The following is a 24,412-nucleotide window of genomic DNA, read 5'->3' on the forward strand; positions in this document are numbered from 1 at the left end:
GGCACCTCAGCGGCGAGGGCCCCAAGGGCGGCGTGCCGGACTCCTCCGCCCGCCCGCCCGCCTGCGGCGGTCAACGTCGGATCGTCGCGTGCGTTTCCCTGAGACCGCGTTTGAGATCTGCCGTGACCCGTTGCTGGACCGGTCGTTGAGCCCTCCGTGAGTGGTTCTCGGGGTGGGTATCCGTCCGACCTGACGGATGACCAGTGGGCGCTGGTGGAGCCGTTGCTCCCGCCGGCACGGGTGGGGCCGAAAGGCGGACGACGGGAAAAACACCCGCGGCGGCGGATCGTGGACGCGATCTTCTACGTGGTGCGGACCGGCTGTGCCTGGCGGCAACTGCCGAAGGACTTCGCGCCTTGGCCCACTGTGTACTGGTACTTCACCTGGTGGCACGACGACGGCACCGTCGAGCGGATCCACGATGCGCTTCGAGGCCGGGTCCGCGAGGCCGACGGGCGAAGTGCCGAGCCGAGCGCGGGGCTGATCGACTCTCAATCCGTCCGCACGGCCGACACCGTCCCGGCCGCGACCAGGGGATTCGACGCGGGCAAGAGGGTCAAGGGCCGCAAAAGGTTCATCGTCACCGACACCCTCGGCCTGCTGCTCGCCGTCCATGTCGTCGCTGCGAACGTCCAGGACCGCGACGGTGCGAAACGCTCACTGCTGTGGCCCCGCCTCGACCACCCGAGCGTCCAGAAGATCTGGGCCGACCAGGGCTTCGCCGGCCGCCTGGTCGACTGGGCCGCCACGATCCTTGGCCGCGAACTGGAGATCGTCCGCAAGGCGCCCGACCAGCGGGGATTCCAAGTCCAGCCCAAGCGGTGGGCGGTAGAGCGCACGTTCTCGTGGATCAACGCCCACCGGCGCCTCGCCCGGGACTACGAAGCCAGTCCGGCCCGCTCGGAGACCATGATTCGCTGGGCAATGATCGGCATCATGGTCCGCCGGCTCACTCGCGGTGGCCCGGCATCACGGCCAGGTCCGTATCCGCTGACACGAATCTCGGTGTAGCGAGACCGCGTAGTCAGAGACCAACCGAGCACGTCAGTCCTCGGCCACGTCAAGAAGTACGCCCTCCAGCGCGAGCAAGTCCGCGCGGCTGAGCTGCGGGGCAACCCAGTCGTTGCCTTGCGCGTGCACGACGAACCGCGGGTCAAGTGCAACGCGATGGTTCTCGACGTAGTAAGCGAGGTCGGAGTACCAGAGCCAACGGCCGTCCGTCAGCAGGTGCAACCCACCGATGACGTCATTGCCTGGGCTGAGAACGTCGAAAACGGTGCTGGCTGTGGCAGCCACTACCGCGCCACCGCGCAGGTACTGGACCAGCTCAAGCGCGTGCGGTGGCTCCTGGGCGCAGACGGCGGACCGAAGCGACGGGCCGTCCGGCCTGCCGTGCTGCAATTCTCTGAAGTCGCCGACGAAGGGGAACCTCTCATCGTTCACCCCGCCGAGCCTAGAGCACCCACCGCGAGCGTGATCGACAGAGATCTCAAACGCGGTCTGAGGCACCGCGCTCAGTGATCCGCGGGCCGACAAGGCCCTGCGCGGTGTGGCGGACAGCGGTCAACCAACCGAGACTGGTCCATGGCGTGTCCGTCCCTCCTGCGATAATGCGCGTGTGACAGGACCGGCGCGGGTTGCAATGTGGATATTGGTGGTGCTGCTGGGCCTGGCGGCATTGGGGTTGGGCATCGCGGCGGCGATAGTCGACCTCGATACGTCTGCCCAACTTACGACCGTGGCAGGGTCGATCGGCGCTCTGGCGGTTAGCGCCATGAGCGGATACGTCCTGCTGCGTCCGCCTGCCTCTCCCGCGGGCGCGCCCGCGGCAACAGCGACCGGAACACGGTCGGTCGCGGCCGGCGGCAGTGTCGGACGGGCCGTTACCGGTGACCGTTCCCGCCTCACGACAGGCCCTGTAATGCCACAGGCAGCAGGGGCTCCCGGATCGGCGCAGGCCAGCGGTGAGCGCGGCATCGCGGCTGCCGGTGGAGTCGGCGAGGCGATCACAGGGGACGACGTGCACGGATGAACCGATGGAGAAAGGAACCTGAGGCAGCACCAGTTGCGCACAGCTCGCGCTCTGAGCGCGCTCCCCAGCCATCGGGCGGTGCCGCGATGGCCTCGGGGATACGGTCCGTTGCGGCCTCCGGGGATATCGGCGCCGTCACCACAGGCGACCACAGCCCCATAACGGTCACGATGCACAAACCGGCACCGCTGCCTACCGCGCTTGCTTCCCTCCCTCCTGCGCCCGCGGTGCTGAGCGGCCGACATGCGGAAGTTACCCAGGTCCTGTCGGCCTTGCGGCCCATCGCATCGCGCAGGCCGGGTGCGGATCCCTCGGGAGGTGTCCCGGCAACCGCCACTTCTGGCCAGGATGCCTCTCCCCCCGTGTTGGTGGCGTCGATCGGGGGTCTCGCCGGCGTGGGCAAGACGGCACTCGCCGTCACGGCCGGGCATGCCGCCATCAAAGCCGGCTACTTCGACGGCAGTCTCTTCATCGACCTGCACGGGTACGACGAGAGGCCCGTCCAGGCCGGTCAGGCCTTGGAGGCGTTTCTCCGGGCTCTCGGTGTCGCCCACGACGTCATCCCCGCAGCAGTGGAGGAGCGTGCGGCGCTGTACCGTTCCGAGCTGGCTACTTTGGCCGGGCAAGGACGAGGCCTGCTGATTGTGGCCGACAACGCCTCGAGCGCTGACCAGGTTCGTCTCCTGCTCCCAGGTGACGGCGCACACCGGCTCCTCATCACGTCCCGGCACACCTTGGCGACGCTGAACGCGCGCCTCCTGGATCTTGGTGTACTCGACCCTCAAGCGGCGGTGGAACTTCTTCGTCACGCGCTGCTGATGGCCGACCCCACCGACCGCCGCGCCACCCAAGCGGGCGCTGGCCACGAAGAACTGGCGAGCCTGTGCGGATACTTGCCGCTGGCGCTGCACATCAGCGCCGCCCTGTTGATCCTGGAGGCTTGCCAAACAGTCACGGAACTCGCCCAGGAGCTCGTGACGGCCCAGTCAAGGCTCAGCTTCCTGGACGATGGCGATCGCGCTGTATGCGCCTCCTTCGACCTTTCCTACCGGCGGCTGCCCCCAGATCATGCCGAGCTCTTGCGTCTCCTGGCGCTCAATCCCGGCCCGGACATCGGGCTCGGCGCGGCGGCTGTCCTCGCCGACCGCCCCTTGCCGGCGGTACGCGTCGTACTGCGAAGCCTCGTCCAGGCACACCTGCTCGACTGCGTGAACCAGCGCTGGTCGATGCACGACCTCGTGCGGGACTACGCCACCGAACTCGCCCACGGTGTCTCGAACCCGCTGCAGCACCCCGTCACCGAAGGAGCTTGCCAGGAGGTTGCAACGGAACAGGGCCGCTCACACCGCCGGCTACTGGAGCACTACGCGACAACCGCCGCCTCGGCGTGTGCGCGGCTCGGTGTGCAGGCCGCAGCGCCCACGCCAGGCGATTTCGCCGGCCAAGAGGAGGCACTGGCCTGGCTTGACGACGAGCGGCCCAACCTGACGGGGTCCGTGACCGCCGCGGCGGACGCCGGACACCACGGCATCGCTGTCCATCTTTCGGTGATCCTCTACGACTACCTCACCTGGCGCGGGTACTACGACGACCTGATCTCCGTCACGACGACCGCGTGCCGCAGCGCCCATCAGTCGGGAGCACTCGCCGCCGAAGCCGGGGCGTGGAACAACCTCGGCATCGCGCTGAGCGAGGTCTCACGGTACGAGGAAGCTTTTCGCGCCTACGATCGGGCGCTCGACCTGTTCACGTCACTGGGCAATGACAACGAACGGGGCAAAGTATTCAACGGGATCGGCCTGGCCCTGCGGAACTCCGGGAAGCCTGCCGAAGCGCTGAAGGCCCACCGGGAAGCCGTCTCGATTCAGCGTGCCGCGGATGACCTCCGCGAACAAGCCGCTGCCTTGACCAATCTTTCCCTGGCCTATCAAGATCTTGAGGATCACGCAGAGGCATGCGCGGCGGCGGAAGAGGCCGCTTCCATCTTCCAGCAACTCGGCGACAGCGCCAACGAAGCAACCGCTTTGTGCACAGCGGCGTTCGCCCTGCAGGCATGGGGCAAGCCCGAGGAGGCGCGTGCCGCCTGCCGACGCGCCCTCACATCCGCTCGCCTTGGGGGGAATCCCCTCGTCGAGGCGTTAACCCTGATGACCTGTTCCCAACTGGATGACCTCACCGCGCAACAGCAGATCGAATACCTGATGCAAGCAGAGGCGGCAAGCGAACAGGCCAATGCCACCGAACTCCGAGCCGAGGCACTGTCTGGCATCGGCAAGGCGCACACCGCGGAAGGCGCAACAGACCAGGCGGTCACCCACTTCCTGCGCGCGCAGAGGATCTTCGAAGAGCTCGGTCTAACCGAGCAAGCAGCAGAAGTTAGCGAAATGATCGCGGCGCTCCAGTCCTAGCCGTACTCCACACCAACCGAGAACGCCGGAGCCGGAGGGGCAGCAACCGCCCTGAATCGTCAGCCATGCTGAACGCTCCAGCAACGGCTCGACACACTCGGTGTACGGCTGGTCCTAGGATTGTTCGTCGAGCGCCAGCCCCGTACCAGCGACCGCCTCAGGGTATGGCGCGAGTTCAGCCAGACCGCCGGACATGAACCCGGTCAGACCCTCACCCCGTCCCCCGCATCACTCGAGTCCACCGCAGCACCGAGGATGAGTGACCTCCCTCGCGCGGAAGCCTCCAGGAGGAGACTGACTCCCGTCCTGCATGCAGGCCACAAGAATACAATCGACAGGCTCAGCACACGACAGGTCGACCGCGCCCGAACGTCCCCGCAACAGCAAACATCCCGTGGATGCAGGTGCCCGCCGTAGGGCCTGATCAATTCCCCGACAAGCGAGGCGCCTACCGGCGCGCTTTCGGCGATGCCCTCACTCGACCCCGAGGGCATCAAGCTGTCTGACTTTAGGCGTCTTCAGCGCGATGATCCGGGGAGTTGCACCGCTGTCCGGGCTTTGTGCCGCGCACCGGTTCACAGACCGCGACGCTGTAACTGATCACTACCGATTCTGGTGGCGGATACTGCTGCAGGGAAGAATCCTGACCTTGCGGACCCGGCCCCGTCGAAGCAGTAGATGCGGGCTTGGTCGATCACGTCGGCGGGCGGGTCGTCATTTTCGAGGATGATGGCCTGGCCCGGGAAGTTGAGCATCTCTCGGTAGAACTGGTCCACTACGGTCGATGTGAGGTCGACGTCCACGCCGACGGGATCGCTGATCGGATCGCGATAGGTGACGACCGGAGAGTCCAGGACGACGAATCCAGGGTGCGGTCGGGAGTAGTCCCGGCAGTAGCGGGCCAGTGCGGTAGTGAACGCCGAGTGCAGCACGGAGCGGACTCCCTTGCCACGGTTCGCGCGATGCCGGCCACCTGCATGGACGTCCATGGCGTACTGGTCGTATTCCGGGAAATCCACGGACGGGACCTTCCACGATTCCAAGGTGTGACGGAGCGTGTCGTCAAAGTTCGACAGGATGCGGGTGGGGATGTATCCGGCCGGTCGAGCCGCAGGCCCTGCTTCTTGTCCGTCCAGCCGGGAGCGTCGCTCCTCGAGTTCGTCGATCCGTGTGTGGAGTTCCAGATTCCGCTCGATGACCGAGCGGGCCTGGAGGCTTTCCTCCATACGCTCGCGCAAGGGGGCTAGTGACTGTTCGGTCGCCTCGATCTCCCGGTCCATCCGGGCGCTCTCGTCGAGCAGGGAGTTGCGGCGGGCGCTGAGGTGATCGAACTGCTCGCGCAGGTCCTGGATCGTGGGCAGGAGATCGGCGAGCAGGGCGTGGGTCTTGGTTGCCTCGCTTTGCACTGCGAGGTGCAGTTGTGTGGTCTCCAGCTCACCATGGTGCGGGTTCTGGTGCTGTGGCTCGGCGCCGCAAAATACGCAGGTGCCTACCTGGAAGAAGCCCAGGAGACTGCCGGCCTCGGTGACCATGTCCAGCCGGTCAAGGTCCGATCGGTACTGTTCCTCCAGGAGGAGGAACCTGGATACCAGGTCGCCGACTTCGTTGAGGCGTGATTCCAGGGTCGCCAGTTCCTCGGCGGTCCGCATGCGCGCTGTGACGGCCCGCAGGTGGCGGTCGGTGATGGCGCGCAGGGTGCTGGTGTGTTCGTCGATGGAGGCTTGCAGGAGTGCTTGCCGGGCGCGCAGTTGGGTGATGTTTTCCTGCGTGGTCAGCTTGATCTGCAGGTCGACGATGATTTGGTCCAGGAGGGTGATTTTGCCCTTGTTGACGCGGCGCTGTCCGGGGTTCAGTCCGGTCTCGACGTCAGGGTCGCCGTCTCCGGTCAGCAGCAGCCGCATGATCGAGGCTGCCGCGGTCTTGCCGCTGGCGGCCGCCGAGTGGAGCACCGGGGACAGGGAGTCGACCATCCGTGTCTCTGGGATGACCGACAGGTGGATCAAGTCGGCCAGGGCCAGGCTGCGGGTGGCGCCGGCGTCGTTCTTGCGGAATTTGTGGTCGGTCAGGTCTAACTGGCCGAGCAGGAACTGCGAGAGGCTGTTCTTGCTGCGTGCGGTGTGTAGGGCCGTCACGGTGGCATCGGCGGGCCGGGTCACCAGTTCTCTGAGGTCCTCGTGGTGCAGGTAGATGGTGTTGGTGTCCGGGACGCGCAGCAGCGTCAGCGGGCTGCCGTCGGGAAGCAGCAGCCCTAGAAGGATCTGGCTGTAGCCGTCCGCCTCGGCGACCAGGTCGAGGCGGGCGCCGCCGAGCATGTAGCCGATGGAGTCCGCGATGAACGACTTTCCTGTGTCCGACGCTCCGTAGATGATCGTCAGTGCCGCGTCGAACTGCACGCTCGCTACCGGCTTACCGGATCCGGCGTAGGTCAGGTGGGTCAGGCGGAGTTCACGCACGGCTGTTCTCCGTCCACGCGCCGTCGGCGGACGCGCGGTTAAGGATCTCCCGGGTGGCGACCCGGGCGTCCGCAGTGGGGAGGTAGTGCTGCACCGCCCATTCGGCCCGTTCTCGCAGCGACTCGACATAGGGTGCTTCAAGGACGTCGACGAACACCGGACCCCGGTCGGTAGCCGTGTACATCAAGCCGTCACTCCGGTCCTCGACACCCGCTAACCCGGCCCTGATCAGGACCAGCAAGGCCTGTTCCAAAACGCTCCGCTTCACCCCGAGTTCTCCTGCCCGCGCGGGAAGGTCGGGATGCAGGCTGGGCGGCCCGTCGAACTCAGCGCTGTGCAACACGACATGATCCAGCAGCACCAGTTGGGAGAGGTCCAACGGCTCGGGATGGGTCTCGGCCAGGAGGACCAGAGCACGCACGCCGATCTCCAACGGGCTGTTGAGTGGGTTCACTGCTCCTCCTTCTGGCACCAGGTCAGACGGTTGTCGTTCGCTAAGTGATGGCATACCCCTTTGCGGGCCTTCGGCTGCACGTACGGCGTGAGAACCGTGGGGGTCAGGTGAACGGCGCTGGCAGCGGTGGTCACCGCTCCGTGGCGCTCCCATCCATTGGGGTAGGCGCAGACCGCCACTTCGACGACGATGTCGTAGACGTCCTGTTTGACCTGCTCGAAGTAGGCGGGGGTGGTGGCGTCGCGGGCGAACAGGCGCAGGGCCTCAGCGGTGTAGAACGCCTCGCGCTGCCGTTTCAGATGCTCGTCAGCATCCGCGACGTCTGGTACCTGCTGCAGGGTGCTGATCTGGTCGGGAAACTTCTCGCGGTAGACGTCGAGCAGGCACTGGACGTAGCGGTGTTCGTTCTCGCCGTGCTCGTCGGGCGGGAGGATGACCTGCGGCCCGTGGGCGAGCTGGGCGTGCGGGAAGCGTTCGGCCCAGTGCGCGGTGGTGCTGTGGAGCTCGAGCATCTCATCGAGGTCGACGCATTCGAACATGGAGAAGTCTGCGGCTGCGGCGAGGGTTTTGACCGCTGCCAATTCATGGGGCAGGAGGTCAGACATCACCTTCTCCTTGGCCGTGGCCAGGTCCTGCAGGAACCTCTCCTTGCTGTCGGTGGGCTTGGCCAGCAGACGTGGCAGGCTGCGCGCGATTTTCGGGGCTACGAAGACGTAGCGCGTGGGGACGGTGAAGTGCCCGGCCGCGGCGGCCACGAACATCTTGCGCATCTCCTGGGCAGCGGTTGACCAGGTGAGGGCTGCGCTGTAGCGCTTGCACTGGTAGTTGTGCCACTGCCCCTCCAATCGGTGCGCTGACAGGTAGCCGGCCACGTCGATGCCATGATCCCCTGAGCCGCCGTGCCGTTCGACCAGGGTGTATCTCGTGTCGAGGGCCGGCACCCACTCCTTGACGAACACCTCGAACTCGTCGGGGTCGTAGAACGGGACCAGTTGCTTGGGCGAGGGCACCGGTGCCATGCGCAGCGTATGGGGTAGCACTGTCAGCGGCGGCGGATCTCCCTCCGCCGGTGCTGTCTCCTGCGGGTCCTGCACCCCGCGCCCCCTTCGTCTGCTGAACACTCGGCAGGCGCCGAAGACTCTGGCCAAGTGATACCACCCTGCGGGTGTACACGAATAGAGAACAGAGACAGTCAAGGGCTCGTGAGAGCGCAGGCGGGCGATCGGAGGGCGGGCTCCGATGGGGCGTCCACGGGGCCAGCATCAGAGATCGTGTACCGGTCGCACCGGGTCCGTCGGCTGCCTGCCGGTACCCCGAATCCGGCAGGAGCAGAGACGGCTGCAGGCGGCAGCCGCCCGCAGCCTTCCCCACCAGAAGAGGCCGCCCTCACTTTTCCTCACATTCTCTCGATACGAGGTATGCTGCCTGCATGACCAAGAGCATCACGCTAGACGACGTCACCAATACTCAGATCGCCCTGCTCGCCCGTGCCTGGGACGTCTCACCCGGCGAGGCGGTGCGCCGACTGGTTGAACATTTCCAGCACGCCTCCCCCACCGCCACCACCCGCCCGGCCCCCGCAGGTAGTTGGGTGGCTGTGCATGCCATTTACGACGGAGTGCGCGTTCCCGGCCTGTATGATCCCGCGTCCCGGGCCCTCACCGTCACCGATAGTCCGGCGGCCGGCGCGTACCGCACGCCCAGCGGGGCCGCCAGCGCAGTCTTGCAGGCGCTCAAGCCGCAGGTGAAGCCCAACCGCAATGGCTGGGAGTTCTGGACGGTCGACGACAGCGGCGAACTCCTCCAAACGCTCCGCCACCAATGAGCGATCGGCGCCTCCTGCCCATCGCCAGAATTTCATCCTTTCTCACTTTCCTCACTTTTGCTACCCTGGGCAGCTCATCTCATCTGAGTGACGGCCGCGCCCGTCACTGCGCGTACGGACCAAGGAGCTGTCGTTGCACGACGACCACGACCCGCTGCTGAGCCAACGCTCAGCCCTCATCATGCTGCTGGGCGTGCTGGTGGGTATCGGGGCCGGGATCTTGGCCGTACTCGGAGATGCCGACCCGGCCAGCGCCGTGCTGACCGGCGCAGGCGCCTGCGGTGCGGGCATCCTGTTCTTCCACGCCACCATCGCCTAGAGCCTGCCCAGCCCTGCGGCCGGGGACGTCCGGAGCCAGCATCTGCAAGCTGAGCCAGCGGCCTGGACCGTGATCTTGGTGAGAACAAGCCTGCCTTGATGACACCTATCGCGCTCGGCTCGCATCCGCAGGTGCCCACAGCTCTGCAGGCGGGGGGTTCAGTAGTAGAACTCGAGATAGTCAATCTGCTGCAGTGTGACCTCTTCAAGGGCAGCGGGCCGTCCCGAGCGGTGGAAGTAGCAGCTGGCCAGGGCTTCGCCCAGGGTTTTGTTGAGTTCCGATTCCGGCGCTGCCCGGTGGCGGGCAGCGAAGAGGTGTTCGGGATGGGGTTCGCGCAGGCTGAGGGTGAGAAAGCGTAGGCGGGGGTCGTCGGTGGAGCCGGCTGCGGAGGTGAATCCGAACCAGGCGCGGAAGGAGACGGTCATCAATCCGCCCTGGTCCAGGATGGTGCGATGAGCGCTGTGGCGGACGCGGGGTTGCCAACAGCGGATAGTCTCCCGCTCCAGTGCCCGATGCAGGGGGTCATCCGTCTGTGGGCGGTGGCTGGCCAGGACCTCCTGCAGAACAGTGGCGCTCACGCTGAGCCGGGCGGCGAGGGCCTCGGCGGTGGCGTGGTGTTTCAGGAGAAAGCGGAGCTGGGATCGGGCGGATCGGGGCGCTGGGCGTGTCCAGTGGCGGGAGTCCGCGCGATCGAGGGCTTCTTCGACGGTATCGGCGTAGAGGGTGATGGGCATGGGGCTGCTTTCGGTGGACGAGGTGGGGGTTGCTGAAGCCCCGGTGAAGCGGCGTGGAGGGGTCGGGGCGTGGTGACGGATGATGCTGGTGTGCCGTTGCCTCGCCGGCCCGCCCTGGTGGCCCGGGAGACGACTGCTTCGTTTCTTGGCCGGTTGGCGGAGATGAATGATCTGGCGTTCGGGGAGTTGACTCGCCGGGTGGGTGGCCCGCGAGGACTCAATGACGCTGATCCTCGGCTGCAGGAGGTGTGGCTGGGGCCGGTGGCACGCGCCCGGCTGGCCCGAGTCTGCCGCAGGCCGCAGGCCCAACTGGAAGCGGTGCTACCGACGTTGGGCCAGGCCCCGATCACGGCGAGGGCACGGTGCCAAGTGCGGGTGGAAGCATGGCCTGAGCCCGGACGGCCTGTGCAGGCGTGTGCGCTGTGTATCGCGGGCAAGTCGGAGTGCCCGGTGTGGCAGGTGTGTGCCGACACGTGGACGGTGTGTACCCGGCACGGTCAGTGGACGGGTGAGGCCGACGGGCGGTTTCAGTGGGGGGTGGCGCGGGCGCCTGAGGTGGTGGAGGCGCAGGTGCGCAGACAACGCTATGAGCGCAGGACGGGGTTGTACGGGCGCGCCCTGATGGCGGACGCCCTGCAGATAGCCGTCTACTGGTGGCAGTGTCGGCAGATGGGGTCGCGGGGAGTGTGGGCTGCGCGGCAGGACACCTTGGGGGTGAGCCGCAGCGCGCTGTGGGCGGTGCCGCTGGTGGTGTACCCGGAGGCGGTGGTGGTTGCGGAGGCGATGGCGGTGCGGGAGCGGCAGCGGGCCTTGGGCCGAAGCTTCGCTGGTGGTCCGGCAGGCTGGACGACGGGCCGGTGGGTGGAGTGGGTCGGCGCGCGGCTCGAGATGCGCGAGGAGATGGCGCAGGGCGGGCACCGGGCGCTGGAAGCGTGGTTGATGCTGCACCGCAATACGGTGCCGGTAGTGGAGAGGCAGGCGGCCCCGGCTCCGCCGGCCGGGTACCGCAGTGTGCCGCTGCGGATGCTGGAGCCTCATCGGTCGGTGGCTGCCTTCGGAGCATTGGAGCAGGTGTCGTGTCTGCCGTGGCGGTTGGGGTCGCCAATGACGAGTGTGGGGCTGCGGGGGTGAGGGCGGTGGCGCTTGGCCCGTTTGCTGATCTGCGGGTCAGGGGGAGCGGTCCTTGATGTAGCGGGCGGGGTTGGCTCCTTCGTCGAATATCTGCTGGTACCAGTCGAAGATCCGGGTGCCCTCTTCTTTGACCCAGCCGGGGTTGACGCCCAGGCGGAACGCTCCTGCGACGGGTGTGCCGTCCTTGGCATGGGGGACCACGTCCAGCGCGGTGGGTTCGTGTGCGGGGTACAGGGCGCAGTCGGTGAGGACGGCCAGGGGGTAGCGGCCGATCAGTTGGGCGGTCTTGGTCATTTTGCGGTGCATGTTGACGCGGGAGCGGGAGATGATCGCGGCGCGCAGGTCGGGTCGCCAAGTCGGGGTGTTCAGGGCGGGCCACGGTTCGTACGGGGCGCGGCGTGGGTCGCGGGGTCCTTCGCGGAGTTTGCCGATACCGCCCTTGCCGGTGGCTTTGATCGCGGTCAGCAGCGAGCGCAGCGCGGGGTCAGCGGTGGGGAGGGCGTGCATCGCGTCGAGGAAGGCGGCAGAGGGCATGCCGACAGTGATGCCGAGGTCTTTCATGGTGGCGAGGTAGGCGTCGCGGAGCCGCTCGTACCAAGGGTCGAAGTAGCGAGTGGCGTCGGGTCGCAGGTACGCCTCCGAGGGCTGCACGGTCATACCGAGTTCGGCGGCGTACGCGAGGGTCGGAGTGGCGTACCAGGCTGGCCCGGTGGGCGGTTGGCCGCTGGAGGTGAAGGGCGAGGGCAGTGCGGGGTTTGTCTCGCAGCCGCTGAGGTCGCAGTACCAGGAGCCGGGGATTTTCGGGCTGAAGGCGGGCCGGACGACGTGCTCGGGCGGGGTGTTGGCTCCGACGAGGAGGCCGGAGGAGGAGGACGCAAAAGCCAGGTTGATGTCGATGCCCACGATGTAGGAGTAGATGCGCTCTTCGTCCGGGGTCGACGGGCGCTTCCAGTCCCAGGCCTCTTCGTCCAGGGCGTCACGCGGGTCGCGGCCTTGCGCGAGGGGGTGCGCGTCGTGGGCTTCGGGCGGGGCCGGGTCCAGGGGCTGCCACAGGCCGGCGGGATTGGTGTCGGAGTGCCAGGTGCCGTCCTGACTGCGGACGGGGCGGGTGGGCGGCCGCAGGGCGGTCATGAGGTGCTGACCGCAGACGGCGGTGGATCCGCGGGGGGTCAGGACCCGGTCGGCGTAGGTGCCCAGCAGGCGGGCCAGGACGCTGGGGGTGAGATCGGCGGGAGGGTTCCAGCCTCCTTCGGACAACGCGCCCCAGGGGATGACAGCTACCTGGACGCAGCGGCGGCGCCCGGGCTGGGGTGGTTGGTAGATCCGAGCCCAGGAACCGAAGCCGCTGCGAGGCACATTCCAACGGTCGCTGGTGAGGGCGGCAAGGACGGGGTGGTCGTCGGGCAGGCACAGGCGGGCACGGTCCTCCAGGGCCGGAGGCAGGCCGAGGTAGTCAGCAGCGGAGGAGACCAGGACCAGCAGAGGGTCCGCAGCACGGTCAAAGGGACTGAGACGCGCCTGACCGAGACCCGCCTCAAGGGCCCAGTGCAGCACGTCGGGGAAGGTGCGGGCCGGGCAGCGGCGGACGGAGCCGTCGGCGAGATGAGCGGTCAGGCAATCGGTGTAGGCCAGTACGGCCAGCGGGCCGGCGGGAAACCTGTCGTCGGGTGCCGGCGCGCCGGCACCCGGCCCGTGCGATGGGGTGCGGGAGGCGACCCGGGCCGGCACAGAGCTGAGTGGGGTGGGCAGGGGCGAGGACTCGGAGGGCAGCAGCGTGGGCGGGACGGGGGCCGGCTGCGCGCTCTCCCAGGTGAGCAGGCCGTTCATAAGGCGGGCGTACGCAGCGCGGTCGATGCCCGCCGACTCGACGAGTCCGCTCTCCCAAGCTTCAGCGAGTTCCGGGGCAGTGCCCAGGGCGTTTGCCAGGGTGGTCAGGGAGAATCCGGCCGCCAGGCGTAATCGTCGGCGTTCGTCGGGATGCGGTAGCGGGGCGGCCAATTGGGCCAGGAGCGCGTCGACTCCGGCGAAGACATGGTCACTGGGATCATCAGGCACGGACCTAAGTTTTCATGGACCGCAGGCACGAATCCTACCGGGGTGGGGCGGAGGTGCCGGTCTGTTGTGAGTGGTGCGATTCGCGACCGCGGGTCACGTGCAACGGGTACGGTGGTGCACATTTACCGATGCACCCGTCCCGGCGGCGAGCGCCAACGTCCGGCGGGCTACGAAAAGGTGATGGGTGGTCAGGGACCTGCAGGTGGTGCATCTGGACGCGTCCGGCAGGACTCGGAAGATACCGGCAGCTCACGCGGGACAGACCCCGCTGACGCAACGCCAGCCGGTATGGACGCCAGGGCGGCACCCTTCCGAACGCAGCATCGCGACGTTGTGGTGGTCGGCTACCACTCATGAGCTGGTGGGCTGCCGGTCGTTGGATCGGCTGTCGGTGGCCATGCTGTTGGATTTCAACCCCGCAGTCGTGGACTTCACCGCGTGGGCAGCGCAGTTGGAGTGGCGGGAACGAGGCCGGGTACGCACGTTGGTTCCGGACTTCTTCGTCCGCACGGCCACAGGTGCCACCGTTGTGGTGCACTGCCCTCCAGCCGCCGGCCCCAGCAAGCGCTGGCACGACCAGCGCGAGGTACTGCAGCAGGCCTGTCAGGAAGCGGGCTGGCAGTTGGGGGAACCGCGGGTCCCCGGCCCGATGGCGCAGAGCAATTTGCGGTGGGTCTCGCGATATCGGCAGCCCCGCAACAGCGATCGTGCCGTGGAACGGGCCTTGTGGCAGGCCGTCACCGCACCGAGGCCGCTCGGCGACATCGTCCGGGCCTGCGGGGTGCCGCGGCTGCTCGCCCTGCCGCGCCTGTTTCACATGCTGTGGCGGGGCGATCTGTCGATGGACTGGAGCCTGCCGTTGGGGCCTGGCGCACTGTTGCAGCGCTCGGACCGTACCGCGCCGGCTGCGACCTTCCAGCCCTATTCTCTTATGAGCGCTCAGTGAATCGGACCCCCACAGAGCAGCCCTCGGCACTACCTGCGGCCACCCGTGCGCATCATGGCGTGCTCGCCTCGGGCGACATGATCCGCTGGCGAGGCGAGCTCTACACGGTCGCGAGCCTGGACGGGGTCACGGTGCAACTGCAGCCGCGGCCGGGCAGCGGCCTGCTTCCGGTGGCGGCGCCGCTGGCTGCGCTGGCCGCCGCTGACGACTTCGCCGTCCTGGACCCGGACGGCCAGCCCCTGACCCACCTGGTCCTGCCCGACTGGTCCCTGCTGCAGGGCGTCAGTCCCGACGCCGCTGTCGAAGCACGGTTGTGGGAACGGCACATCGTCGAGATCGACACCGGGGTCCTGCCCGGGCGGCCGCAGGGCAGTGTGCCGCGGCCGGGCTATGCACCCGAGCAGTTCACGCTGATCGAGCGGTACAAGGCCAAGGCCGAGGAGCTCAATGCGGTCCTGGACCTCGCAGTGTCGTGGCACACCGTGCAACGCAAAAGGTTGCTGTACCGGCAGCAGGGGATCTGGGGTTTGGTCGACAAGCGGCGTGTGCCGGCGCCATCGCCGCACGGGCGCACCGATCCGCGGGTGGTGGACACCTTGCTGGCGCTGGTCGAGCACCGGGCCCGCCAGTCCACGATCACCGCTCGGGGGCTGTTTCGTCTGCTGCGGCGGGCGGTGCGTTCCACGTGCGGGGAGCAGGTGAAGGTACCGGCCGACTCCACGCTGTACACGCTGCTGGAGCGGCTGGACATCAAGGTCAAGGATCTGCGCTCCCCCGTCCGCCGCCGGTTGGACCGCACGAACCGGCCGGATCCGCCGTTCGGCGTGAGCACCGCGCTGGCCCCCGGTGAACTGGTGCAAATCGACTCCACCGACCTGGACGTGAAGGTGCTGGGCGATGACGGCCAGCCCACCTCGGCGGAACTGACCGCAATGGTCGACGTGTGCACCCGCACGCTGATCGCGGCGGTCGTGCGGGCCAAGACCGCCCGGGGTCGCAAGATCCGCCAGCACAGCAACGCGCTGATCGCCGCCCGCCGCAGCACCGGACGGGCCACCAAGGCCGTCGACGCGTGCTTACTGCTCGCCCAGGGGCTCGTGCCGGCCCCGATGCGGCCGGGCTTCAGCCCGCTGGCGCATGCCAGCGTCTCCGATCTGCCCTATGAGGATCTACTGGAAGCCGACCCGCGGATGGCGCAGGCCGCGGCCCGTCCCATCATCATCCCGGACATCATCGTCATCGACCACGGGTCGGTGTTCGCCGGGAAGGCCTTCGCAGACGCCTGTCAGTACATGGGGATCTCGGTGCGTTCGGCCCGTCGGCGCACCCCCACCGACAAGGCGATCGTCGAGCGGACCTTCGGCGCGGTGAAATCGATGTTCAGCCAGTTCGTGAACACCTACACCGGCAGCGACATCAGTCACCGCGGCCGCACCCTCGACGGCGAAAGGCTGTGGAACCTCACCAAACTCGACGACATGGTCCAGGAATGGATCGCTCTGGAGTGGCAGAACCATCCACACGACGAGCTCCGCAACCCCTACGACCCGAATCTGCCGCCGCTGAGCCCGAACCAGATGTACAGCGCCTGTGTACAGGCGGCCGGGTACCTGCCGGTGCCGCTGGGACGGGAGGACTATCTGCGGCTGCTGCCCACCGCGTGGGTGGGGGTGCGCGATGAGGGCATCACGTTCAGGAACCGGGTGTACGAGAACCCGCGCGGTGAACTCAACAACTACCGACACCAACGGTCGGGGCTGGGCGGAAAACGGCGGGGCGGCTGGGAGCTACGCTACAACCCCTACACACCGGAACAGGTATGGCTCTACGACCACCACAAGAACCGGTGGGTGGACGCGATGTTCCGCCACCAGCACCTCATTGGTGCGCCGTGGACGCAGTACCTATGGGATATCGCCACCGCTGAGCATGTCGATCGTGGGGGTCGCAAGGACGACGACGGGGCCATCGCGCAGGCGTTGACGGAGCTGTTGGAGCGGGCCGGGCGAGGGCCGGACGAGACCGCGACGGCGCCCGTGCCGGACGGCTGGGGCCCGGTCCTGCCCGCTGCCGCACCCGGCACGCCCTTCGATCCATACGCCAGCCTGCCGGGCGGCACGGACCTGCCGCTGAGCGAACTGGATGTGGCCGCCACCGGCATGTACACGCTGCCTGGGCCCGCCGACCTGGCCCGGCGCGGCGGCCACGGACACGATCCGCTGCTGTTCTCCCCGGCGGCCCAGCATGGTGAGCAGGTCTGGACGCAGGAGGCCATGGACACGTTCAAGGCCGACTACTTCGCCGGGCTGCCTCCCCTGGAAGAGGACGGGGTGACGCTGACGGACGATCTGCTGCTGCCCGGCGTCGCTGGTAGCGGGGCAGGGTCAGCTGCCGAACGGTTCGACCTACCCGACGATGACCTGAAGGATGGACATGAGCCGCCGCAAAATCGATGACGAGGTAGTCCGTGACCTCGTCGAGGGCCCGGCCCGGCGCCGCCCGCCGGAACCGGAGTGGCGTGACACGCTGCCCAACTGGCGGGCCTCCTGCGACCGGGTCCTGGACCCACCCGACCTGGCGGACTGCGCACCGCTTGGCCTGCCGGTCACCGATGACGATCCGCGGCTGCTGTTCCACGGCAGCATGCGCCCGGTGGCCACCCCGGCCATCAACCAGGCCCTGCTCGTGGTGCGGACCCAGCTGCAGGCTAACGCCCGGCGGGAAACGGGCCGCATCGGCGTCATCATCGACGGGCCCAAGAACACCGGCAAGACCATGTTGATGCAGTACATCGGCCGGCACTACGAGATGCGACTGAACGAGCTCTACGAGCGGGACGAGGACCGCATCCCGGTCATCGCGCTCAGCGTGCCGGCCCAGGGCCGGGGCGGAGCGCGCAACTGGGCTGCGGCGTTCGCCTACTTCCTGGGTCTGGAGCGGGACGGGGGCAGCGACCCGACCAAGTCGATCTGCCACGTGATGAAGCACTGCCGGACCCAACTGGTCCTCATTGATGGCATGGAGCGGCTGCAGCCCGGCGCTGATGTCCAGCAGACCTTCGCATTCCTCGAACACATCAGCGACGAGACCGGTGCCACGTTCGTGTACTGCGGGCGCAACAGCCGTTCCATCGTGGACCCGATGACCCGCGACCGGGCCACGAAACTGGAGGACAACGAGGACCCGTGGGGCGATCATCCGGTGCTGTGCACCAGCCGGCTGGGCTACGACGATACCGGCCGCGACAAGTTCCGCCGCATCGTCAACAAGTTCGACAAGGACCTTCGGCTGCACCACCACGAGCCCGGTGACCTCACCCGGCTGGCCCCGGTCTTGCACCTGCGCAGCAAGGGGTATCTGCGGGCGCTGTCACAACTGATCTGTCAGGCCGCGCAGCGGGCCATCTTGACGCAGGAGGAACGCATCACCGAACAGCTGCTGGACACCCTCGCCGTGGGTCGCACCATCGCCATCTGATCCGCGCCTACCGCTAGGAGCTATCCGCAAGGGCACGGGCGTTATCGGCGGGGGCTGTCTTGCCCGGGCTCGGGGTGCGCGGGTGGGCGGCCGCTGGACGAGCCGGTGCGGCTGAGTTTCGGGTCCCACACCATGTACAGGCCCTCCAGGGCCCGCCGCTCCTCATCGGTGAGCTTTTCAGGAGCCTTGCGGACTTTGTGAATCCAGGCTCCAAGGTTGATCAGCTGCTCGCCCCAACTGGGCTCGTGGTGCCGGCGGGGAACGTTGAGGTTGCCCTCCCGCGCGAGGTAGTTGGCCGCGGCGCAGAAGTATGTACGGAATTCGTCGCGCCGGTCCGTGCCGACTTCGCCGCGGTAGAGACTTTCCGCGTTAGGTCCGATGTGGATGCTCAGGAGCAGTTGGGCCTGCGCGGGGTGCAGGGTGTGGAAGTGGTTGCGCTGGCGGTTGAGCCACTGTCCCAGCGGGGTGCCGTCGCTGGTTTTGTACGCGTTGGGGACGTGGCCGGTGCCGTGGACGGCCACGTACGCGGTGGCGGTGGCGTAGGTGCGGCGCCAGGTGACCGGGAAGGGCGGGTCCCACCACGGGTCGATACTGCGCAGGATCTCGTCGTGGGCCGCGTCCAGTTGTCCGGCGCGGGCCTTTCGCCGGCACTCCCCCAGCCAGATGCCGATGCGGTGTCCCCCGATCTCTTCGTGCTGTGCGGCGCCGAGGTGGCCGTGCCGGGCGGCATAGGCCCGAGCGTGGACCAGCATGCGGGCGAAGTCGCCCTGCGGGGTGGTCCAGAGCATGCCGAGCGCGTCGAGCGCCGTGCGGTGGGAATCTTCGAGGCGGCCTGCGATGTGGCGCAGCCGCTGATTGCTGACCCACTCCCCCAGGGCGAAGCCTTCGGTGTCGCGGTAGTCGGCGGGCACGTCGAGGTGCCCCAGGGTGTGGTGGTAGGCGGTGGCGGCGGGCAGGGCCTCGTCCCAGGCGCCGGTGGGGGGCAGCGTGACTTCCAGGCCGAGGGCCAGGGCGATCTCCAGGGCGCGCTCGGGAGCGTTGTAGTAGGTGCTGCGGGCCGGGCGCCCGGAGGGTCCGCTGCTGTGGGGCATGGCGACACGGTCGAGGTAGGTGTCGTCGTGGGCGCGCAGGGCCTGCAGGATCGACCACAGGCCGGAGAATTGCGACTGCTGCAGCGCCTGGTGGGCGGTTGCCCCGTCGGGCAGGAACACCGGCACCACCAAGGTCGCCTTCTTGCCGGCGCCCGGGGCTTGGCGCAGGGCCCGGCCGATGGCCTGGATGGCGTCGATGACGCTCTTGCGGGCGGCCGCGAAGACCACAGCATCGATCGTGGGGATATCGACGCCTTCGTTGAGGACGCGGACGTTACTGAGCACCGCCTGCGGGCCGGCCCCACCGAACGCTGCCATTAGCCGGCGGCGCTGGGTGGCCGGCTGCGCGCCGTAGACGCAGTTCGACCACAGGTCGGGGATGTGCAGGTCGCCGACGGCCTGGGCGGCGGTGGCGGGCAGCGAGGCGGCAAACGCGTTTGCGGCGGCGACGCGGTTGTGGAAGACCAGGACGCGCCGCAGGTCGTGCTCGCTGATCGCGCGCAGGACGGCGACCTGCAGGGCAGCGGCGCGCAGCCCGTTGTGGTGGGCGCTGTCGGCTGGTTTCGCGGTCAGGATGGAGCGCAGGTCGTGGTCGCGGACGATGGGCATCACCACCCGGTAGTCAGCGAGGATGCCGCGTTCGATGGCGTCGGCCAGCCCCAGGCGGTAGACGGTGGGACCGTAGATGTCGAGGCGGTCCATGGTGGCGGTGGGTGCGGCCTCCGCCAGGTCGGCGAAGGTGCTCAAGGCTGCGGGGGTGTTCCAGATGCGGGGGGTGGCGGTGAGGTAGAGGCGCAGTTTGGCGGGCAGGGCGGTGTCGTCGTGGATGGTGCCCCAGCCCTGCCCCAGCTTCATGCAGGTGCGGTGCGCTTCGTCGATCACGATCAGGTCCCAGGCCGGCAGGTCGTGCTGGTGGTGGGCCTGGCGGATGACGCGCAGGGAGGCATAGGTCACGAAGACGGTGAACGGTCCGGCACTGCTGCGGCTGATCTCGGCCACGTGGGCGGGTTCGTTGCTCATCACGGCCTCGTCCCGGGTCAGGCCGCTGCGGTGCTGCTGCAGTGAGGAGATGCCCAGGGCCGGCCCGCGGCGGCCTGCTTGGCGCCAGCGCTGGATCGTCTGGGTCAGCAGGTCCAAGGTGGGCACGGCTACCAGAACCGCCCCGTTCGCAGCCAGCCGCTGCGCGGTCTCCGCAGCGGTGCGGGTCTTGCCCGTTCCGCACGCTGACACCACGGTGGCGCGGCGCTCTCCGGCTTCGAACGCGGCCACGGCAGCATGGACCGCTGCGATCTGATGCGGCCGTAGAGCGGGAGGAGTAGCAGCCACACGATTCCTTAGGATCTGCCTCGCGGCGCCCAGCACGCAGCGCGTTATGATCCTGGACCCTATGCAGGAACCGCCTCCTTGGCGGTCAGAACCAGATATGCCGGACGGATCGCCGCCTGAGCGCAGGGCAGTTGAGCCCGGACCCGGCATGATCTTCGTTCTACGGCGGCTCTTGCGCATGGCACGTAGTGCGCAGACGGGTTGACGAAGGAGCGGGCACCATGGTGAAGGTCGCGAAGAAGGCCGGTACCCGCGGCAGGGTCTGGAAGCCGGTGGCGGCGCATCCCCGCAGGGTTCGTCTGATCGCGCAGGAGTCGACCGGCTCGTTTGTGTCCCGGCTGGCCGCCGCGCACGGCATGTCCTGCGGCGAGTTGCTGGACGTGGTCGGAGCCGGCACCGTAGCGATGGAGCCGCAGTTCACCGAGCTCTACCTCAACGCAGCCGCACTGGAACGGTTGGCGGACGTGTCGGGCCACAGTCGGGACGTCCTGCAGCACACGCTGCCGAGTCTGGGCGCGCACCGCCTGCTGCCCGATGATGGCGGCCCGCGGTGGACGTGGCCGCAGTGGCAGGCCCGCGGGGTGTTCCTGGTGCGGGCCTGCGAGTTGTGCACCGCATCCCTGCGCATGCCGCACGAGGTGTATCTGGTCTCGACGACCCGGTGGCGGGTCTGCGCCCGCCACGGCCGCTGGCTCGACAACCTGCGCGAAGGAGGCAAGACCTGGCTGTGCCTGCGGGCGGTGCCCGAGGTGATGGAGGCCCACCGGGGTCGGATGCTGCTTGAGCGGCGTCTGGGCGGCGGGGGCCGTGTGCTGTTCGCGGACGCCCTGCACATCGCCGCGCTGTGGTGGAACCTGCCCCATCTGTCCCCGCCGGTATGGGGGCAGCGACAGGCGCGCCTGCAGGCAGGCGGGGGTGGTGACCTGCGGGCAGCGGCACTGGTCGCCTACCCCGAAGTGGCGGACCTCGCCAGGGCTTTGGCGGCCCGCGAACGGCGCCGGATGCGCGGCTCGTGGACCGATGCCGACGATGATGGCTGGCTGAACAGCCTGCGGGGCCGGCTGGAGGACTGGCAGATGCCGTCGTCGCACGCTGTTCTGCCCCTGTCCCAGTGGGCAGCACAGCACAGCGCGCCGACCGGAGGGCGAGCGCCGGGCAGTGACCTGGAGCAGGCGAACCGGCGCCCCTCCCGAGGGCGGTACCGGCGCCTGCCCGCTACGTATCCGCACGGGGCACCGGTGACAGACGCCCATCTGGAAGAGCTGACCTGTATGCCCTGGCGCTTCGGCGAGGATCCACCCGAGCTGGATCCGGCGTTTCTGTGGTCGATGGTCGGCCAAGCCTGATCGGTGTCGCTGGCGGAGCCGGGTCACCTCGCACCCGGCGGTGACCGGGCTCCGGCACGGCTGTCCTCAGCCGCCTCGCTGGCCCTCCTCGAAGAAGTCTCCCCTGCCCTGGCTGAGGTCCGGAGAGGGGGGATCGAAGCCCTGAACGAACGGCACGTTGAGGCAATTCGGACGTCGAACCGGCGCGCGGACGAATATTTGAGGCGTGCCGAGGCCATTAGCCGCCAGCCCGCAGAACGGGCGTAGAAGGGCTTCACCGGCAAGCCCGCGATTTTGGATGTCATGGCCGAACTGTTGACCATATCTGCCCCCGGCACGCATGGCCTGGTACTTCCGCCGGGAAGTGCCCAAAGGACCGCTGGCGAGGCCGCCCAGTTCGTGCGGGATGCAGAAGCATGTCGCCGCCAGGGAGCGGTGGTGGCACGTGCGGCTCTTTCCTGACGGTCTCTGATTTTTCGCTTGCGTAAACCCCCAGGGGCCCGGCTCGCCATGCAGGCAGCACCACCCGCGGGCCGTAGCTCGTTGCCGGGCAGTGTCAGTACCCACCGATAGCGTTGATGCTGTGATCAAGGAGTACTACCCACAGGCATGGCAGCACCTGCGCAACGCACGTCAGGCGGAGACGATGATGGCGTCGTCGTGGAGCACGCTTCTTGAGGGTGGCCTTGTCGAGGAGAGCGTGGTCACGCATGCGGATGGGTCTGGAGTCATCGGTGCCTGGCTGGCGTGGCCGCCCGGCGGGCAGGCGGAACTGACCGGGCTCTTCCATGAGTGTGTAGAGGAGCTGTGGGCGTGTCTGGACTCGCTGGTGACGGAGTCGGTTGAATCGTTCAGCGTGCTGCACCGTCCGCGCAGGACGGAGTATCCCCGATTCTTTCCGGTCGCCGATTCCCTAGACGGTTTCCGGGCATTGCTGGCCGAATCCTGCATGGACGGCACCCTGCGCTCTCACGTGGCGATGGTGGAGGATTGCCAGCCGTTCCAGAACACCGACGACGACGAGGTCATCGACCGGATACGCCGAGGGCTGTCCCATCTGACGCAGTGGAACCTCGCCCTGGATTCAGGAGCGGCGATGGGTGCCTGGGCGACCCCAGGCGACCCACAGATTAATGCCGCGGAGCCTGCCGTGCTCGAGAGCCTGCACGCGGCAGCACCCTGTGCACTCGGCAAGGACGAGCGTGCCCTGGCCCACTACCAGCTGAGCTCTTACCACAAGGGATGCGCCGTGCACGCGCTGGCAGACACCTACATCGACTTGTGCTTCACCGAAGGATTCAACCCGGCAGGCAATGAGGACACCTTCGAGCAGCGACTGGAACTGGTGATCGAGGCGGTCACCCGGTTCGCCGTCTCGTTCGCCTGGCTCTCCCGCCAAGTGCCGGGTAGCAGGCAGGTGCTATCTGCCGATCGAGCCGACGCTAACAGCACGTGGGTCGAGGCAGCACGCTCGTCCCGAAACTGGTCTGCCGAGCAACTGGCGGCGCTGGCCTCATCGGAAATCGGCCTGGGACGGGTCTTGGATTCCGACGCTCTCACGCTGATGGTCAGCACGCCAAGCGGGGTGTACGAGCGGGTCGTTCCGCACGCGACGCCCTTGCGCGCTCATGACCGGCGGGGCACAGCTGCGGAGATAGCCGTTCAGGACGCTGCCGCGACCTGGGGCCTGCCCGACTTTGTGATGGCCCCGAGCGTGGAACGCAAAGGACGCGGCGTGAGGGAGATCAGCGACGGACTGTTGGTGGTCGGTGACTGCGGTGTCGTCGTACAGATCAAGGCCCGTGAAGGCGAACCCGGCACGGCAGAGCGAGAGACGTCCTGGGTCTCCAAACAGCTGACGGCAGCGGGCAGGCAGATCCATGGCACTGTGCGCCGGCTGAAAGCCGGGGACGTGCAAATGGTCAATGGACGGGGACGCAGCGTCCACATCAACAGCCCCACCATCGACTGGGTCGGTGTCATTATTATCGAGCATCCCGATCCCCCGCAGGGCCTGGCTGTTGCCGCGCACCACGGCAGTATTCCGGTGATCGCCCTGCTGCGGCGGGACTGGGAGTTCTTGTTCAACCAGCTGCGTTCCACCTACGCCGTCGTCGCCTATCTGCACCGTGTCGGAGTATCGGCGCCCAAGCTGGGCGGCGAGCCGGAGCGCTACTACGAGCTCGCGGCCGCGGATGCCGAGGCGGTGCCAGGAGAGGTCGACCCGTCCTGGACACGGCGCGGCGGACAGCCGCACAGCGTGCCCCTCCTGCCCGCAGCCCCAGCTGGCAGCGACGATGACGAAGCCCACACCATGGTCCGTATCCTGCTCGAGGACGTGGCCACCAGCCCGATGAATCCCGGCGAGTGGCAGACCTGGCAGCGGACGCTGGCTTCTTTGGACAGTCTGCCTGTCGGGTACCGCTCCGATCTGGGCCGGTTGCTGCTCGACGCCTTGGCGACAGTCGCCGAGACCGAAGCAGGCAACACAGCGTGGCGGATGCGTACCTTTGGCGCTGGCCCCAATCAAGACCAGCTCGGCTTCGCCGTCTGCTCTGCCTTGAACGACCGCACCCGCACCGCGTTCTCCGCCTGGCTCCAGCTACGCCATCACGAACGCGGTGAGAGTACGGATCTCGCACATCTCACGTCGGTGGGTGTGCTGCTCACGCCTCGTACCGACGGGTACCGGGATTGGGACACCACCGTGCACGCCATCAGCGGCGACCCGGAACTGACGGATGATGAACTCCGCAGATACCAGGCCCTATTCAACGCTCCCCCAGCTCGTCAGGAGCAAACGTGAGGCCGGCGCCCTTGAGCCCGTAGTACAGCA

17 protein-coding genes and 1 pseudogene are annotated in these 24,412 nt (G+C 67.9%); 11 read left to right on the forward strand and 7 right to left on the reverse strand.

The window, feature by feature from the left end:
- The first annotated feature begins 156 nt into the window (after nucleotides 1–156).
- Entirely contained in the window at nucleotides 157–1,011 is an 855-nt protein-coding gene (locus O3X23_RS12695; RefSeq protein ID WP_269271423.1) for an IS5 family transposase, read from the forward strand.
- Between the two features lie 33 nt (nucleotides 1,012–1,044).
- Here the strand turns inward: O3X23_RS12695 and O3X23_RS12700 are convergent, their stop codons facing one another.
- Nucleotides 1,045–1,443: a hypothetical protein gene (locus tag O3X23_RS12700; protein WP_269271424.1), complete on the reverse strand. Its 399-nt coding sequence runs from the start codon at nucleotides 1,441–1,443 to the stop codon at nucleotides 1,045–1,047.
- Between the two features lie 951 nt (nucleotides 1,444–2,394).
- Between O3X23_RS12700 and O3X23_RS12705 the strand changes: the two genes are divergently transcribed.
- A complete protein-coding gene (locus O3X23_RS12705; RefSeq protein WP_269271425.1) occupies nucleotides 2,395–4,440 on the forward strand; it encodes a tetratricopeptide repeat protein in 2,046 nt (681 codons plus the stop codon).
- A 575-nt stretch (nucleotides 4,441–5,015) separates the two neighbouring features.
- On the opposite strand, the gene O3X23_RS12710 is transcribed toward O3X23_RS12705, so the two are convergent.
- The 3 genes from O3X23_RS12710 to O3X23_RS12720 are packed head-to-tail and all read right to left on the reverse strand — an operon-like array spanning nucleotide 5,016 to nucleotide 8,441.
- The gene (locus tag O3X23_RS12710; protein WP_269271426.1) at nucleotides 5,016–6,893 is read right to left on the reverse strand and encodes a hypothetical protein; all 1,878 of its coding nucleotides are present in this window, start codon (nucleotides 6,891–6,893) and stop codon (nucleotides 5,016–5,018) included.
- Nucleotides 6,886–7,347, reverse strand: a complete 462-nt coding sequence (locus tag O3X23_RS12715) for an ABC-three component system middle component 2 (protein ID WP_269271427.1) — start codon at nucleotides 7,345–7,347, stop codon at nucleotides 6,886–6,888. The genes O3X23_RS12710 and O3X23_RS12715 overlap by 8 nt, the downstream gene beginning before the upstream one ends.
- A complete protein-coding gene (locus O3X23_RS12720; protein WP_269271428.1) occupies nucleotides 7,344–8,441 on the reverse strand; it encodes an ABC-three component system protein in 1,098 nt (365 codons plus the stop codon). Before O3X23_RS12720 ends, O3X23_RS12715 begins: the two co-directional genes overlap by 4 nt.
- A gap of 335 nt (nucleotides 8,442–8,776) precedes the next feature.
- Here O3X23_RS12720 and O3X23_RS12725 point away from each other — a divergent pair, with 335 nt between their 5' ends.
- Complete coding sequence (locus tag O3X23_RS12725; protein ID WP_269271429.1) at nucleotides 8,777–9,172, forward strand: hypothetical protein; 396 nt, start codon at nucleotides 8,777–8,779, stop codon at nucleotides 9,170–9,172.
- Between the two features lie 133 nt (nucleotides 9,173–9,305).
- A complete protein-coding gene (locus tag O3X23_RS12730) occupies nucleotides 9,306–9,491 on the forward strand; it encodes a hypothetical protein (RefSeq protein ID WP_269271430.1) in 186 nt (61 codons plus the stop codon).
- A gap of 158 nt (nucleotides 9,492–9,649) precedes the next feature.
- Here the strand turns inward: O3X23_RS12730 and tpg are convergent, their stop codons facing one another.
- Entirely contained in the window at nucleotides 9,650–10,225 is a 576-nt protein-coding gene (gene tpg / locus O3X23_RS12735; RefSeq protein WP_269271431.1) for a telomere-protecting terminal protein Tpg, read from the reverse strand.
- 90 nt (nucleotides 10,226–10,315) lie between these two features.
- Between tpg and O3X23_RS44150 the strand changes: the two are divergent.
- Nucleotides 10,316–10,711: pseudogene (locus O3X23_RS44150) on the forward strand (TniQ family protein); the annotation flags it as partial.
- 69 nt (nucleotides 10,712–10,780) lie between these two features.
- Nucleotides 10,781–11,356 carry a hypothetical protein gene (locus tag O3X23_RS12740; protein ID WP_269271432.1) on the forward strand — a complete coding sequence of 192 codons (576 nt, stop codon included), beginning with the start codon at nucleotides 10,781–10,783 and terminating at the stop codon, nucleotides 11,354–11,356.
- Nucleotides 11,357–11,392: 36 nt separating this feature from the next.
- Here O3X23_RS12740 and tap read toward each other — a convergent pair whose 3' ends face one another.
- Complete coding sequence (gene tap / locus O3X23_RS12745) at nucleotides 11,393–13,411, reverse strand: telomere-associated protein Tap (RefSeq protein ID WP_269271433.1); 2,019 nt, start codon at nucleotides 13,409–13,411, stop codon at nucleotides 11,393–11,395.
- Nucleotides 13,412–13,595: 184 nt separating this feature from the next.
- Between tap and O3X23_RS12750 the strand changes: the two genes are divergently transcribed.
- The 3 genes from O3X23_RS12750 (at nucleotide 13,596) to O3X23_RS12760 (ending at nucleotide 17,834) form a co-directional block, all read left to right on the forward strand.
- The gene (locus tag O3X23_RS12750; protein ID WP_269271434.1) at nucleotides 13,596–14,357 is read left to right on the forward strand and encodes a TnsA-like heteromeric transposase endonuclease subunit; all 762 of its coding nucleotides are present in this window, start codon (nucleotides 13,596–13,598) and stop codon (nucleotides 14,355–14,357) included.
- 77 nt (nucleotides 14,358–14,434) lie between these two features.
- Nucleotides 14,435–16,813 (forward strand): hypothetical protein, encoded by a 2,379-nt coding sequence (locus tag O3X23_RS12755; RefSeq protein ID WP_269271435.1) that lies wholly within the window; start codon nucleotides 14,435–14,437, stop codon nucleotides 16,811–16,813.
- Entirely contained in the window at nucleotides 16,791–17,834 is a 1,044-nt protein-coding gene (locus O3X23_RS12760; protein ID WP_269271436.1) for an ATP-binding protein, read from the forward strand. Before O3X23_RS12755 ends, O3X23_RS12760 begins: the two co-directional genes overlap by 23 nt.
- A gap of 41 nt (nucleotides 17,835–17,875) precedes the next feature.
- Here the strand turns inward: O3X23_RS12760 and O3X23_RS12765 are convergent, their stop codons facing one another.
- Nucleotides 17,876–20,431 (reverse strand): DEAD/DEAH box helicase, encoded by a 2,556-nt coding sequence (locus O3X23_RS12765; RefSeq protein ID WP_331283905.1) that lies wholly within the window; start codon nucleotides 20,429–20,431, stop codon nucleotides 17,876–17,878.
- Nucleotides 20,432–20,472: 41 nt separating this feature from the next.
- On the opposite strand from O3X23_RS12765, the gene O3X23_RS12770 reads away from it, so the two are divergent.
- The gene (locus O3X23_RS12770; protein WP_269271437.1) at nucleotides 20,473–21,597 is read left to right on the forward strand and encodes a TniQ family protein; all 1,125 of its coding nucleotides are present in this window, start codon (nucleotides 20,473–20,475) and stop codon (nucleotides 21,595–21,597) included.
- 562 nt (nucleotides 21,598–22,159) lie between these two features.
- Nucleotides 22,160–24,382: a hypothetical protein gene (locus O3X23_RS12775; protein WP_269271438.1), complete on the forward strand. Its 2,223-nt coding sequence runs from the start codon at nucleotides 22,160–22,162 to the stop codon at nucleotides 24,380–24,382.
- Nucleotides 24,383–24,412: the final 30 nt, after the last annotated feature.

The sequence above is a fragment of the Streptomyces sp. H39-S7 genome (genome assembly GCF_027158205.1).
Taxonomy (GTDB): domain Bacteria; phylum Actinomycetota; class Actinomycetes; order Streptomycetales; family Streptomycetaceae; genus Actinacidiphila.